The organism is Kitasatospora sp. NPDC101235, assembly GCF_044767505.1.
Classification (GTDB): Bacteria; Actinomycetota; Actinomycetes; order Streptomycetales; family Streptomycetaceae; genus Kitasatospora.
In genome coordinates, this window is sequence record NZ_JBIWNZ010000053.1 from 12,348 (window position 1) to 26,119 (window position 13,772).

11 protein-coding genes and 2 pseudogenes are annotated in these 13,772 nt (G+C 71.0%); 7 read left to right on the forward strand and 6 right to left on the reverse strand.

What is annotated here, in order from left to right:
• The first annotated feature begins 183 nt into the window (after positions 1 to 183).
• The 3 genes from ACIRRH_RS41740 to ACIRRH_RS41750 all read left to right on the forward strand — a co-directional run bounded on the left by ACIRRH_RS41740 (position 184) and on the right by ACIRRH_RS41750 (position 2,697).
• Complete coding sequence (locus tag ACIRRH_RS41740; protein WP_403078491.1) at positions 184 to 648, forward strand: SsgA family sporulation/cell division regulator; 465 nt, start codon at positions 184 to 186, stop codon at positions 646 to 648.
• Between the two features lie 26 nt (positions 649 to 674).
• Positions 675 to 1,880 carry an aromatic acid exporter family protein gene (locus ACIRRH_RS41745; protein ID WP_403078492.1) on the forward strand — a complete coding sequence of 402 codons (1,206 nt, stop codon included), beginning with the start codon at positions 675 to 677 and terminating at the stop codon, positions 1,878 to 1,880.
• Positions 1,881 to 2,124: 244 nt separating this feature from the next.
• Positions 2,125 to 2,697 (forward strand): hypothetical protein, encoded by a 573-nt coding sequence (locus ACIRRH_RS41750; protein ID WP_403078493.1) that lies wholly within the window; start codon positions 2,125 to 2,127, stop codon positions 2,695 to 2,697.
• A gap of 145 nt (positions 2,698 to 2,842) precedes the next feature.
• Here the strand turns inward: ACIRRH_RS41750 and ACIRRH_RS41755 are convergent, their stop codons facing one another.
• Positions 2,843 to 3,739 (reverse strand): FAD-dependent monooxygenase, encoded by an 897-nt coding sequence (locus ACIRRH_RS41755; protein ID WP_403078494.1) that lies wholly within the window; start codon positions 3,737 to 3,739, stop codon positions 2,843 to 2,845.
• 63 nt (positions 3,740 to 3,802) lie between these two features.
• Entirely contained in the window at positions 3,803 to 4,582 is a 780-nt protein-coding gene (locus ACIRRH_RS41760; protein ID WP_403078495.1) for an ArsR/SmtB family transcription factor, read from the reverse strand.
• 148 nt (positions 4,583 to 4,730) lie between these two features.
• On the opposite strand from ACIRRH_RS41760, the gene ACIRRH_RS41765 reads away from it, so the two are divergent.
• Positions 4,731 to 5,288, forward strand: coding sequence for a GNAT family N-acetyltransferase (locus tag ACIRRH_RS41765; RefSeq protein WP_403078496.1), 558 nt, complete (start codon positions 4,731 to 4,733; stop codon positions 5,286 to 5,288).
• 99 nt (positions 5,289 to 5,387) lie between these two features.
• Here the strand turns inward: ACIRRH_RS41765 and ACIRRH_RS41770 are convergent, their stop codons facing one another.
• Positions 5,388 to 5,738, reverse strand: coding sequence for a hypothetical protein (locus tag ACIRRH_RS41770; RefSeq protein WP_403078497.1), 351 nt, complete (start codon positions 5,736 to 5,738; stop codon positions 5,388 to 5,390).
• A gap of 463 nt (positions 5,739 to 6,201) precedes the next feature.
• On the opposite strand from ACIRRH_RS41770, the pseudogene ACIRRH_RS41775 reads away from it, so the two are divergent.
• Both ACIRRH_RS41775 and ACIRRH_RS41780 read left to right on the forward strand, forming a co-directional pair.
• Positions 6,202 to 7,412 (forward strand): annotated as a pseudogene (locus tag ACIRRH_RS41775) (FAD-binding oxidoreductase).
• Positions 7,413 to 7,795: 383 nt separating this feature from the next.
• Positions 7,796 to 9,970: an SdrD B-like domain-containing protein gene (locus ACIRRH_RS41780; protein WP_403078498.1), complete on the forward strand. Its 2,175-nt coding sequence runs from the start codon at positions 7,796 to 7,798 to the stop codon at positions 9,968 to 9,970.
• Positions 9,971 to 10,105: 135 nt separating this feature from the next.
• Here ACIRRH_RS41780 and ACIRRH_RS41785 read toward each other — a convergent pair whose 3' ends face one another.
• A complete protein-coding gene (locus ACIRRH_RS41785) occupies positions 10,106 to 10,333 on the reverse strand; it encodes a hypothetical protein (RefSeq protein ID WP_403078505.1) in 228 nt (75 codons plus the stop codon).
• A 22-nt stretch (positions 10,334 to 10,355) separates the two neighbouring features.
• Here ACIRRH_RS41785 and ACIRRH_RS41790 point away from each other — a divergent pair, with 22 nt between their 5' ends.
• Entirely contained in the window at positions 10,356 to 11,162 is an 807-nt protein-coding gene (locus ACIRRH_RS41790) for an SDR family NAD(P)-dependent oxidoreductase (protein ID WP_403078500.1), read from the forward strand.
• A gap of 115 nt (positions 11,163 to 11,277) precedes the next feature.
• Here the strand turns inward: ACIRRH_RS41790 and ACIRRH_RS41795 are convergent, their stop codons facing one another.
• Both ACIRRH_RS41795 and ACIRRH_RS41800 read right to left on the reverse strand, forming a co-directional pair.
• Entirely contained in the window at positions 11,278 to 13,344 is a 2,067-nt protein-coding gene (locus ACIRRH_RS41795) for a multicopper oxidase family protein (protein ID WP_403078502.1), read from the reverse strand.
• A gap of 340 nt (positions 13,345 to 13,684) precedes the next feature.
• Positions 13,685 to 13,772, reverse strand: a pseudogene (locus ACIRRH_RS41800) (lytic transglycosylase domain-containing protein); the annotation flags it as partial.

Below are 13,772 nucleotides of genomic sequence, written 5' to 3' on the forward strand. Positions count from 1 at the left end.
CACCCCGCCCCCCCCCCCCCCCCCCCCCCCCCCCCCCCCGGCGGGCGCCCCCCGCCCGCCCCCCCCCCCCCCCCCCCCCCCCCCCCCACGCCCACGGCCGGGGCGCTCGCACCCGCCACCCAGGGGGGCACTACCCACACAGGGAGTCATGCCGTGAACGGCTGTGCAGATCAAATGCTCGACATGGAACTCCTGCTTCCCTCGGGAGAACCGGTCACACTGCCGACCCTCCTGTCCTACCGCTCCTACGACCCGCTCGCCGTGCGCATCGTCTTCCACACCGACGCGGACGGCCGGGTCCCCTGGGTCTTCGCCCGCGACCTGTTGGCACAGGGCCTGCACAGACCGAGCGGGCAAGGGGACGTACAGGTCTGGCCGGGAGCAGTCGGCCATGAGGAGGTACTGAACCTCGCCCTCTCCTCGCCGGAGGGGACCGCCTGGCTCCGGGCCCCGCTCCACGTGGTGGCCGAGTGGCTGGAGCGCACCCACCGACTGGTACCCGCCGGGCAGGAAGCCGACGGGTACGACCTGGACGCCGAACTGTCGTGCCTGCTGCCGGGCACCCGCCCAAGGCCCCTGCCCCGGCCTCGGCCGCTTCCGTTCAGCGGCCCGGCCGACCCCGGCGGGGCACACCGCCGCAGCAAGTGAGCAGCAGACGGAGCAGGAGCACAGAGATGAGAGCCCTGGCCTTCGCGCCGCGTCCGGCCGCCATCGTCCGGTGGCGGGAAGCACCGAGCCGCGCCCTGCGGCTGCCGCGCGTACCCCGGTTGTCGCTCCCGGGATGGTCGACCACCGTCCTCACGCGCAGCGTCAAGGGACTCGTCGCGGCCCTCCTGGCCTGGCAGGCCGCCTCGTGGTGGCTCCCCGGGCAACAGCAGTACCTCGCCGTGGCCACCGCCCTGGTCATGGTCAACGCCCCGACCATCTACCGATCGGTGACGCAGGCCCTGCGCAGCGTGGCCGCCCGGGCCGGGGGGCTGTCACTGGCCGTGGCCGTCGTGTGGCTGCTCGGCCCGGCCGCGGGAAGCGTCGCCGCGATCCCGGCCATCGCACTGGTCGCCGGAGGCCGCAGGGGCTCCGACAGCCGCCTGCAGATCGCCTCGACGGCGACGCTCACCCTGGCGGCGGCGACGGCCGTCCCCGTGGGCCACGTCGTCACCCTGACCCTGGCCACCCTCACCGGCGCGGCCGCCGGCATCGTGGTCAACGCCCTCATCCTCCCGCCCGTGCACCTCCGCGCCTCCGACACCTCGGTACGCGAACTCGCCTCGGCCATGGGAGAACTGCTCGGCGACATGGGCCGCGGACTGCGTGAGCGGCAGCACACCGACCGCGCCCACCAGTGGCTGGAGCGGAGCAGGCACCTCGACGACCTGGCACTCCAGGCGCAGGAGGACGTACGCCAGAGCCAGGAGAGCCTGCGCTGGAACACGCGGTGCATCGTCCACGGACAGCAGAAGCCGACGGACCACGGCGAGGCGCTGCGCGCCCTGCACCGGGTCTCCTTCCAGGTCCGGGGCATCGCACGGACACTGGCCGACAGCGTCGACGACCACGCCGGTCACGGCCTGAACCGGCTCTTCCTCGACCGGTACGCGGCGACCCTGGAAACGGCGGAGCGGGCGATGGAGTCGTTCGCCGCCCCCGGGCATGCCGCCGGCCCCGATCTCGACAGCCTCTGCGGGCCGCTGCGCCGCGCGATCGACGACGCCACGACCTGGCACAGGACGATGACCGACGAGATCAGGCACGGCACGCTGGCCGAACCGGGTGCCTGGCACGTCTACGGATCACTGGTCACCGACATCGAACGCCTGCTCGCCGACCTGGAACGCGCGAACCGACTCACCCCGACCACGCCCGGGCCCCGCCCGTCGTGAAGCGCCCGGCTTCCAAGCCGGTTCGCAGGTCGTCCGACCCACCGACACGGGCAGACCGGCGCGGATTCGTTCGTGCCCGTCCTGGCCCATCACGATGACGTCACTCCATCGCTTGACGCTCGAATCCGCGGCCCGTACGGTGGATTATGTTGGTTGAAGGTTAAACAAAACGCGACGGAGAGCTCCCCCTCCTCCGGCCTGCGCCGAAAGCAGCCAGGCATCCGATGACCCCGAAGGAAGAAACATGAACCGCACGACCATGCGACGGACCGCCACCGCGACGATCTCCCTCTTCCTCGCCGGCGCCGCCGCCCTCGGCGTCTCCGGCCAGGCCATGGCCGCCACCGCCCCCGCCCCCGCGGCGGCCGCGGCCTCGGCCTCGCACTCGTCGTCGTCATCGGCCACCACCGTCGACAGCAGCCTGCGGATCGACTCCCTGCCCGCCCACCAAATCGGCACCGACCACCGCTCGTACGAGTTCACCGTCCGCTACGCCGACGACACCCGCCTCGCCCAGGCCCAGCAGATCCTCGTCCTCTCCCCCGAACACGGCCCCTACCTCCAGAGCGACGACATCCGCCTGGAGTGGTTCGACAACGCGACCCGGCGCTGGGAGCCCATGGACCTGGACTCGCAGACCGGCACCCTCTACACCCGGATCCCGCTCACCGGCCGCATCCTCACCCACGACGGCGACACGGCCATCCGCTACCGGATCACCGTCCAGCGCGACCTGCCCACCGCACCGCGGCACCTGACCGTACAGCCCCGCGCCATCCTCTACACCGCACCGCAGACCACCGGGACCCAGGCATAACCGCAGGCGGCACCACACCCGCACGCCCACCACACCGACGCCCGCGCCCGGGCGTGAAGCACCTCGCCACCGTCCTGCCCAACGGCCGGCCGCGCCAGGGCGCTGTCGGAACCAGCGGGATCCGCTTCGGAGACCGACGGCCCGTTCACGCCGCCCGGCGGTCCACCGCGCCCAGCCATCGCGTCAGGGCCGTGCGCACCTCGTCCGGGTCGGGGTCCTCGGCCGCCCACGCGGCATAGCCGTCGGGCCGGACCAGCAGGGTCGGGCGCAGGCTGGTCGCCGGGGAGGCCGTCACCACCCGCCCCGCCCACGGCGCGGCGACCACGGCGACATCGCAGCCCACCAGCACGAACCTGCCCTCCCGCAGCGCCTCGTAGAGCCGGGCCAGCTCCCCCGCCAGGCGGAGGTCGGGAACCCGGCGCCCGGCGAGCGGATGAGAGCCCCGGGGCGCGGGGTAGGTGATCCCGATGCCGGAGATGCCGCGAGACGCACGGGCCTCCACCACGGTCGACTGGTGCACGACGGTGGCCAGCGCGGCCCGCAGCGTACGGATCAGAGGAGACCCGGTGGTAACGGCCGTGAGGAGCGCGTGACTGACCCGCAGGACCATCCGCCCCACCGGGTGACGCTCCGCGTGGTAGCTGTCCAGCAGTGCGTCACCAGCCCAACCGTGCACAACGGCTGCCGGTTTCCGCCCGAGGTTGGCGGCGTCCTGAAGCCCGGTGTTCATGCCCATGCCGCCGGCCGGCGAGTGGACGTGTGCGGCGTCACCCGCGAGGAACACCCTTCCCTGCCGGTAGCGGGGCACCTGCCGCTCGTCGCTGTGGAACCGGGAGAGCCACCGCGGGTCGTGCATCCCGAGGTCATTGCCGATCGTGCGCTTCGTGATGTCCCGGACGTCCTCCAAGGTGAGCGGCGCATCGTCGGGCACCTGCCGGTGCCGCTCGACGCCCGTGGCCTGGCCGACGAACTGCTCCGTGTCGGCACACCGACCCGGGTGCTGCGTCCGTTCGGCCGCCAGGCGCCGTGCCCGGACGGCCACGGCCCCGAACGGCGGGCGGGGGCTCGGGCGACACCGCCGGTTTCGAGGACAGAACTCGCCCGCTCACCGGCTCTCCGTGGCCGACCGGCGGCCGGACCGGACGGCCGGCTCGGTCGTGGTCCGGCCCGCGGGAAGGCTGTCCGTCGGGACCCGGAAGCGTTCGTGGAACACCTGACGGCCGGGTTCCGTCAGTGCGAGGGCCCGGCCCGTACCGACCTTGACGACCCAGCCCGCCTCCAGGGCACGCGAGCAGATCGCGGCGCCCACGGCACCGCCCAGATGGGGGCGGCGTTCGGTCCAGTCCAGGCAGGAACGCACCAGGGGTCGCCGCGAAGCGGCGGGGAGCTCGATGCCGTTCTCGGCCGCCCAGGCCGCCCCCGCCGGGGTGAGCCGTGGCTCCGGCTCCCAGGTGATCAGGCCGTTGTCGACCATCGCGTCGGTGACGGCCAGGCCGAGGATTCCCGCGAGGTGGTCGTAGCACAGCCGTGCACGGGCCAGTGCCCTGGTCCGGCCGCTCGCGCCCAGTGAAGCGGGCCGGGGAGGGCGACGCGGGGCGACTTCGGCCAGGCTCTCGATCAGGGCCATCACCTTGGGGTCGGCCAGTCGCAGGTACCGGTGGCGGCCGTGCCGCTCCTCGGCCAGGAGGCCTCCGCCCACCAGCATGTTCAGGTGCCCGGTGGCCGTCGAGGGCGCCACACCGGCATACCGGGCCAACTCCCGGGCCGTCCAGGCCCGGCCGTCCAGCAATGCCAGGCACATGTCCGCCCGGGAACCGTCCGCGAGCAGGCGGGCCACCGCGGCGAGGTCGACGCCGACGTCCTTGCCCGCACTGTCAGCCGTCATGCCCCCCAGTATCCCGACGGACGGTTCGGCCCGCGCCGAACCCGCGGCCACCTAGGCTCGCCGCCCGTCGACCGGTCCCGACCGGTCGGCCGAGAGCGTCTCGGACGCCCGGCGCAGACCATCCGAATCCGAAGGAGACCGTCCGGCAGTGCGACTCATCAAGAAGGACCTGTGCACCGCCCCCGACGCCCACGCCGCGAGCCCGCCGGCTCCGCTCGCGGACGCCGCCGACGCCGTGGCCGGTACGGCACCGGAGCCGGCGAGCCCGCCCGGCCGAGCAGCGGAGCCGGTGGAAATCGTCTTCACCGACACCCCGCACCGCACCGAGACGGCGGCCATCTCGGACGCGCTGGACCGCTTCAACGTCGGCATCACGGGAATCGACGACCGGCGCCCCCTCGCCGTCCTGGTCCGCGAGCCCGGCCGCCACCGGATCCTCGGGGGCCTGTCCGGCCGTACATCCCTCGGGCTCCTGTTCATCGACCTCTTCTACCTGCCACCCGAGCTGCGCGGCCAAGGACTGGGCAGCCGGATCCTGCGCCGGGCCGAGGAGGAAGGGAGGGCGCGTGGGTGCAAGGCCGCCGTCCTGTACACCATCAGCTTCCAAGCCCCGGAGTTCTATCAGCGGCACGGCTGGCACCACCTGGGAGAAGTACCCTGCATTCCGTCCGGCACCAGCCGCATCTTCATGACCAAGGAACTCTGAGCCGGGGGCACTGGTCTTCGGCGGAGGCGCCGCCGTGGAAGCAGTGCTCGCAGTTGCAGGTGTGGCCGACGGCCCGGCGCCTTCGTGGCGGAGCCGGGATCAGGCGGGCGGGACGGTCCCGGCGGCCGGCAAGGCCAGGCCGTGCAGGCAGCTGCGGGCGTGTGACAGGGCCACAGCGGCGCAGCGCAGGTGGTGGTTGACGACGGGGATCAGGGTGCCGCGCAGACGGTCGGCGGTGTGCAGCGCGGTAGCGGCCTGTTGCAGCAGGTCGCCGGTGCGGTGGACGGTGTGGCCGCGGTCGCTGGTGCGGTACTCCTCGGCAAGGGCCTCGGCGGCGTGGGCGAGTTCGCCGACGCCGGGGTCGTCGACCGGTTCGGCGCCGAAGAACTCCAGCATGGACGCCAGTTCTGCCAGCCGGGCGTCGCGGCGTGTGTCCCACCACGTACTCACGTTGCGATCATGCACCACGAGGCGCCGCGGCAGGTGAGGAACGGGCCAATTTCCCCGCACCGGTGTGGAATCGGCCTGCGGAAGGTGCGTGACCGGTATCCCGCTTCCGGCGGCGGTTCGACCCGGGCCCTGCGTTGTGAGGCGCGGCGTCGTCCGAAGGCCCGGGGACGTACGACGTGGGGCCGGGGGGCCAGGCGCAGGGCCGGCCGGCGGGGTTCGGGGCGGACGGCGACGATGCCCAGCGGGTGGGCGGCCCGGATTCCGAGGCGGCAGAATTGCAGGAGGACGGCCGCTTCGAGGTCGGTCCGGCCGGCCGGTGCGCCCGTCCTCCGAATGGCCACGGGGGCGTGCCCCCGGGGCCCGGCACGGGCAGCGTGGCCGAGGAGCCCGGGTGGGGCGGCGACCGCCGAGCACCCGCGCCCACGAACCACGTTCGACCGCTCGTTTCCCACAGGAGTGTCCCGTGCTTTCGGACAAATCCCGGCCCGTCATCACCGCCACGCTGCCGGTCGTCGCCGAGCACATCGGCGAGATCGCCAAGCGCTTCTACACCCACATGTTCGGCGAGCATCCCGAGCTCCTGGACGGCGTCTTCAACCGCGGCAACAGGTTCACGGCCGCCAGCAGCAGGCACTGGCCGGCTCGGTGGCCTCGTTCGCCACGACGCTGGTGGAGACACCGGAACGGGTGCCGGAGCAGCTGCTCCGCCGGATCGCGCACAAGCACGCCTCGCTCGGGATCCGCCCCGACCAGTACGGCATCGTGCACGACAACCTGATGTGGGCGATCACCGACGTGCTGGGCGACGCGGTCACCCCGGAGGTCGCCGCGGCCTGGGACGAGGTCTACTGGCTGATGGCCAACGCCCTGATCAACCAGGAGCGCGGCCTGTACAGCGCCCGCGGGGTCCGGCCGGAGACGGTCTGGCGGGACTGGCAGGTGGTCCGGAAGGCCAAGGAGACCGACGACGTGGTGACCTTCGTGGTCAAGCGGGTCGACGACCGTCTGGTGAAGACCTCGCTGCCCGGCCAGTACGTCACCGTGCGGATGCGGATGCCCGACGGGAAGCTCCAGCCGCGCCAGTACAGCCTGACCCGGGCCGACGACGGGGAGCACCGCCAGTTCTCGGTCAAGCGGGTGCGCGGCGAGGGCGCCGACCCCGATGGCGAGATGTCGACGCTGCTGCACGACTCGGTGAAGGTCGGCGACACTCTGACGCTGTCGCTGCCCTACGGCGACGTGGTGCTGGACGACGCGGGGCGACCGGTGGTGTTCGCCAGCGCGGGCATCGGGATCGCCCCGATGGCGGGCATGCTCTCGCACCTGGTCGCGGCCGAGTCCGGGCTGCCGGTCACCCTGCTGCACGCCGACGTCGACGACGCGTCCTTCCCGCTGCGCCGCCAGGTGGTGGGCGACATCCTGGCCCTGAAGAACGCGCGGATGTACCTGTGGTTCGAGAAGGGCGCGCAGAGCCATGAGCCGGTGGACGGGGTCTTCCCCGGGCTGATGGACCCCACCGCGGTCGACCTGCCCGAGGACGCCCTGTACTACTTGTGCGGGCCACTGCCGTTCATGCAGGCCGTGCGCAGCAGCCTGATCGACCGCGGGGTCGCCCCGCGCGACATCCAGTACGAGGTCTTCGGCCCCGACCTGTGGCAGGCCGACCTGGACTAGCGGGTGGTCCTGTCGGCACCGGGGCGAGTGCCGTGCGCGGGACGGTCGCGGACCTGCGGTCGGCCGCCGCACGGTTCACCTGCTGCGCTCCCTGGTCGGACTCGTCACCGGGCAGGGCCGGTGACGAGCTGAACCCCGGATCCTGCCGGGACGGCCGGGCGGGCAAGCGAGTGGGGTGTCAGGGGCATCGCGTCATCTGGGATCGCACGCGAACTTGTGAGGCCGTATCCGAACTTGATGCGATTTCCGGCCCGTTTCCCGTCACACACACCAGTGAATGTGCCCCGAATCAGGGGCGTGAACGAACCGGTTGCCGCTCTCCTGGGGGCTCTGTCCGGATCGGGCATCTGCCCGCTGATCACGAGAGTGGGGCCCTGGTGGGGATGAGAACACGAAGGACGTGCGTCGCGCGGGCCGCGGTGCTCGCCGTCGCGCTGGCCGGCAGCGGGTTGCTGACGGCGCCGGCGGCGTTCCCGCAGAGCGGGGACGGGACGGTGACGGTCCGGGTGATCCGGGCCGTGGACGCCTCGGGTGCGTGGACGCCCGCGCTGGAACCGGGGCTGGCGGGCGTGAAGGTGACGCTCACCGGCGGGGACCGGGTCCACGTCGAGGGCACCACGGCGGCCGACGGGACGGTGACGCTGACACCACCACCGAGTCGGGAACACAGCGGCAAGTACCGGGTGCGGGTGGTGAATCCGAAGCCGGGCGTGCTGTTCCCCGCCTTCGCCTCGCGGCAGGGGCTGGACGGCGCGCCGAACCAGCTGAGCTCCAACGAGGAGTTCGTCGACCTCTCCGACGGCAGGAACATCTCGTACACCACGGGGCTGTGGAGCCCCGGCGACTACTGCCAGAAGAACGCACCCCTGGTGACGACCTGCCAGAACACCACGTGGGGGGGCGGTGCGCAGCGCACGCTGGTGTCGTTCCCGTACGGTGCGCGCGGCCAGGACGGCGTGGACGTGAACGTCACGAACATCGCCACCGACGCGCAGACCGGCACGCTGTACGGCATCGCGTGGGACAAGGCCGACAGGCGGGTGTTCTCCTCGGCGGCGGCCAAGCGCACCACGGACTACGGCCCGGGTGGCTCCGGCGGGATCTACGTGACCGACCTGGCGCAGAAGAGGACCACGCTGTTCACCACCGTCCCGGACGCCGGAAGCACGGCACACGGGCCGGGGACGGACGACGCGTTCCTGGCGGTGCCGGGCAAGGAGAGCCTCGGCGGGCTCAAGGTGACGGACGACGGCAGGGACCTGTTCGTCGTCAACCTCAACGACCGTCAGCTGTACCGCTACGACGCCACCGCGGCGACCGTGTCTGCGCCGAAGGCCGTCTACCCCGTCCCGGACCCGGGCTGCCCCTCGGCGGGTGACTGGCGCCCCTTCGGTCTGGGCCTCCAGGACGGGACCGGCTACCTCGGCGGTGTCTGTTCGGGCGAGTCGACGGGCAAGGTGTCGGACCTGCGGGCGATCGTGCTGCCCTTCGACCTGGCCACCGGCGCGTTCCGCCAGGCCGTGCTGGACCAGCCGCTGGACTACCCGCGCCAGTCGACCGTCGGCTCGGGCCCGTGCGACGGCGCGGGCTGGTTCCCGTGGACGAACACCTACCCGACCACGCAGAACGGCCAGACCTGCTCCGGCTACCGTGCCCAGCCGGAGCCGGAGCTGGGCGAGGTCGGCTTCGAGACGGACGGCACGATGCTGCTGTCCTTCCGCGACCGCCTCGCCGACCGGGCGACGGGCCAGGCGGCGGCGGGCGCCGCGGTCGGTGAGGTGCTGTCGGGCGGTGACCTGAACAAGGCCTGCCCGGCGAACGGCACCTTCGTGATGGACACCAACAACGGTTGCGGGCTCTCACCCCGGGGCACCCGCTTCTTCGACACCAGTCGGTTCGGCTTCCACCACAACGCGGACTACGCCGGGATGGCGCTGTCCAAGGTCGAGACCACCATCGGGACCTCCGGGTACGACCCCGACAACACGGCCTTCGGCTACGGGACGTCGTTCCTCCAGCGGGCGGACGGCAGGCCGGACCCGAAGCCCGGACTGCGGCTCAACCCGGCGGACGTGCCCGCGCCGTTCGGCAAGGGCGCCTCGATGGGCGATCTGGAGGTGCTCTGCGACCAGGCGCCGCTGCAGATCGGCAACCGGGTCTGGTACGACCCCGAGCGCACGGGCATCCAGAAGCCCGGCCAGCGCCCCGCGGCGGGCGTCACCGTCCGCCTCTACGACGGGTCGGGCAAGCTCGTCGGAACGGAGAGGACGACCGCACGCGGCGAGTACTACTTCGACGACTCGAACGTGGACGGCGGCCTCAAGCCGCACACCAGGTACACGATCCGGCTGGACAACCCGTCCGACTACGCCGAGGGCGGCCCGCTGTACCGGTGGGTGCCCACCAGGCACGACGTCGGTGACGATCCCTTCATCAACTCCAAGGGCATCGCCCCGCCGGGGGGAAGGTATCCCGAGCGGGTGCTGACCACCGGCGGGCCGGGCGAGAACGACCACACCCTCGACTTCGGTTTCCGGCACTGCGGGTGTGGGCACTGACGCAGGTCGAGCACGACCGGGGCGGCAGGCTGCCGGCGGGCGTGACGCCCGGCGGCGGCCTGCGGCGCGCTGCCGGGGCCCGGCGCGGTCACCCTGCTGCCGATCGGGGTGGTCGCCGTCGCGGATTCGTCGACATCATGCCTGGTCGAGCAGTTCCGTTGTCCACTCTCTCTGCTCGGCGGTGTCCGGGACGGCGAGCCCGCGGGCTCGTTCGATGTGCTTCCAGGCGGTGTCGGGATCGACGCCGTTGAGGACGAGGAGTGCGGCCGCGAGGAGGGATGAGCGTCCGATGCCGGCCCGGCAGTGGGTGACGACGTGTGCGCCGCCCTGTAGCCGTTCGGCGAGTTCGTGCAGGGTGGGCAGGACCGTGGTGCGGTCGGGGACGGTGCTGGTCGGGGATGGGTATCGCGACGAACTGCAGCCCGGCCGTCGCGGCTGCCCCGGGTTCGTCTGCGAGGCCGAGTTCGTCGAGTTCGGGAGCGGTGAGCGCGCAGACCAGGACGTCGATGCCGCAGTCCTTCAGCGCGGCCATCTCGTCTTCAAGCCAGTCGTGACCGCGGGGTCTGGCCATGGTGCTCAGTCGTCCCGGGCCGGGGAGGTCGATGGTGAAGAGGGCGGGTCGCATGTCGGCAGCACTTTCGGTCGGTGGAGTCAGGTGGTGATCGGACAGTCAGGGCAGGGGGGCGACCGGATTCGGCGCGGAACTCGCGCGGGGTCCGGTCGGCTGGGTGGCCGCTTCGGCGAGACGCTGGGGCAGGCGGTCGAGGGCACTCTGGCCGTCCTCGACGGCGGCGCGTTCCTCTTCCGTGAGCGGAATGCTCATGAGCATGCGCTGCAAGTCGGCCTTGGCTTCGACAACGTGAGTTCCGTCGCGGCAGACAAGGCCGTGGTCGGGGCGACCGCCTACGGTTCGAGCAAGTCCGCGGTCAACCAGCTCACTCGGATCTGGGCGGCCGAGTACGGCCCGGCCGGCGTACGGGTCAACGCCGTCCTTCCGGGCGTGATCGAGACCGAAGGCGTGCAGGCCTCGCTCGCCGATGAGGACCGCAGCGACCTCCTCGCCATGACCCCCGCCGGCCGGGTCGGCCTGCCCGGCGAGGTCGCCGAGGCCGTGGCCTTCCTCGTGTCCGACGCGGCCTCCTACGTCAACGGCGCCCTGCTCACCGTGGACGGCGGAGCGTCCGTCCGCTGACCGCGTCCACGGCTGACGGGTGCTCAGGAAACGCGCACCGCAGTCACCAGGGCAGCCGGTCGCAGGCTCCCGCTTCCTTCACCCCCGCCGCCGAGTGATCACCGCTGAAAGGACCTCAACGGCTGCGCTGATCAAGTACTTGCAACGGCCGCATCATTTCATTGTCCTCATGGTCGATGATGTGACAGTGCCAGACGTACCGTCCCGCAAGACCGAAGCGAACCTTGACGCGGGTGATATTGCTCGGCAATGCGATCACGGTGTCCTTGTACCCGCCTTCCCCCGGTTGCGGGGGTGACAATGCGCCGCCCGTGATGGCTTGACGGTCGAGGACCTGGAATCCGATCTGATGGATGTGGACAGGGTGCGCGTCGGGGGTGAAGTTGTACAGTTCCCAGATTTCGGTGTCGTCCTTCACCGGCGTCTCGGTGACCGGGTCCGACCACAGGAGCGGGGTGGCCGAGCCACTTGGCGTAACTGTGCCGAGCGTGTCCATCGTGGGCGCGCCTGTGAAGTACGCGGAGTCCTCTTCGTTGAGTGACAGCTTCCGGACCGTCCGGCTCTCGGGAAGCGCCGGGATCGGAGGGAGCACGATCCGTGACGGCGGGACACTGGTGTCGGTGGAGGCAAGGGGAACGACAGTGAATTTCATGACCTGCCCCGTGGTCGTGATATCCGCCGGCGTGAAGTCGGTGACCGGCACGCCGCCGCCGTACGCCTCGTCCGGGCCTTCATTGATCAGGTAGAGCCCGGTGCCGACCGGAGTGCCGGTGAAGTCGACCACCACGTCGGCACGTTCTGCGGGGGCCAACAGGAGTCGATCCGACTGGACCGGGGCCGGCAGGAATCCCTGGTCGTTTCCGATCTGCCAGAAGGGCAATGCGGGGCTGACGGGGCGGGGGGCTGTGGCGTCAGCCGCGATCTTCAGGATGAGAGTACGGGCATTGCTCGCGTTGAGGATGCGCAGGCGGTACCGCCGCGGTTCCACGTCGAGTACCGGCCAGGTGTTCCCGTTGACGACCATCGTGGTGCCGAAGAACTCCGGGTTCCAGATCGGCGGAATATCGGTGTCGGGGATCCATGGACCATCCGGCGGGGTGTCCCCGAAGTATCCGCGACTGCTGGGGAAGAAAATCGACCCGTCCGCATTGAAGGACTTGTCCTGAACCACCAGGGGGATTTCGTAGGGGTGAGCACCGTGCGCACCGCCTTGCCCCGGCGCCGGCCCGGGAAGTACTCCCGAGGGGAGATCGGCAGGCCCGCCTCGCAGCAGGTAGAGACCGGCGAGTCCCGCGTAGACATTCACCCGCGTCATGCCCAGAGTGTGGTCGTGGTACCAGAGAGTTGCGGGGCGCTGGTCATTGCCGTACGCGAACGTTGCCGACCCGGGGCGCCAGCGGATACCGCAACGATCGCGGAACTGCTCGGCGAACCGATCGTAATAGGTGCCTACGCGAGCATAGTCACGAGGAATATCACGAGATGCCGGAAGGTACCAGGCTTCGGGGTATCCGTCACTCTCTTCTCGGCTGTAGCCACCGTGCAGATGGGTCACGATGGGCACCGGCCCCGTGTACGGCCCGGGAGTGGTCGAGAAGGTGGGCCGCGAATCACGCCCGGCCCTTCCGCCGGGAGGGTTCGCCCAGTGCAACGTGGGGTCCACAGCGCACAGATGGGGCAGATAGAGGCCGCGCGAGGTGACGAGGTCGTTGACCCATGTCACGGAGACCGGCCGATCCACACGGGCTTCGATGGTCAGGCCCGGCGTGTGGAATGACTGCTGGTGGCCCACGGCTCCGTAACCCCAGACCGTGGTGGCCGGCATCCCGCTCGGCAGCATTTGCTGCCGGAACTGACGGATCGCGATGCGGTAGGAGCCCCGGCCCTCGCTGGGCATTTCACCGAGAAGAAACAGCGGCGTCCGGTACTTGGGTACGGACGACGGATCGAGCGCGCCTCCCGACGGCCGCGAAGGATGCGGATGGTGCCGACCGCCTCGAAGAGCACCCGGACCGGACAGAGAATTGACCGCGTAGGCATGCCCGTCCGCAAGTGCGCCGGCAAAACCCACGGCACCGACTGCCGCGACCGTGGTTCTGAGCAGATTGCGTCGACTCGGCAGAGAATTCCCGGCGACATCAGCAGCCTGCGAATTCTCCAGAGGATCGGTGTCCTTGATCACGCCCGAATGATATGCGCGCGATATGGAGCACGGCGCCATGTCTGCAGGTCGACATGCCACGCCCCTTAAAGTCCGATCATTGGACTATTACTGCAGTGGCAGATCTTCCTTCCAGTGAAGGAAGCTGATCGCCCCGCGCTTCGCGGAGCGATCAGCAGTGAGGGAAGCCGGTCTCGGGGATCCACTCGGAGGGTCCGTACGACCGCGAGAGGGCCCGTGCCACGCGGATTGCGCGGGCACGGGCCCTCTCGGGTCATCCCGGTGGTCCCTGTCCGGCCCCCGGGGTGAGGGGGAGGGTGGTCAAGGTCGCGGGTGTGTTGCCGACGGCCGAGGGGTCGGCTTAGTACCAGTGGTGGGACTGCCAGAAGTTCCAGGCGGCGTTCGGGCTGCCGTAGCGGGTGTTCATGTAGTCCAGTGCCCACTTGATC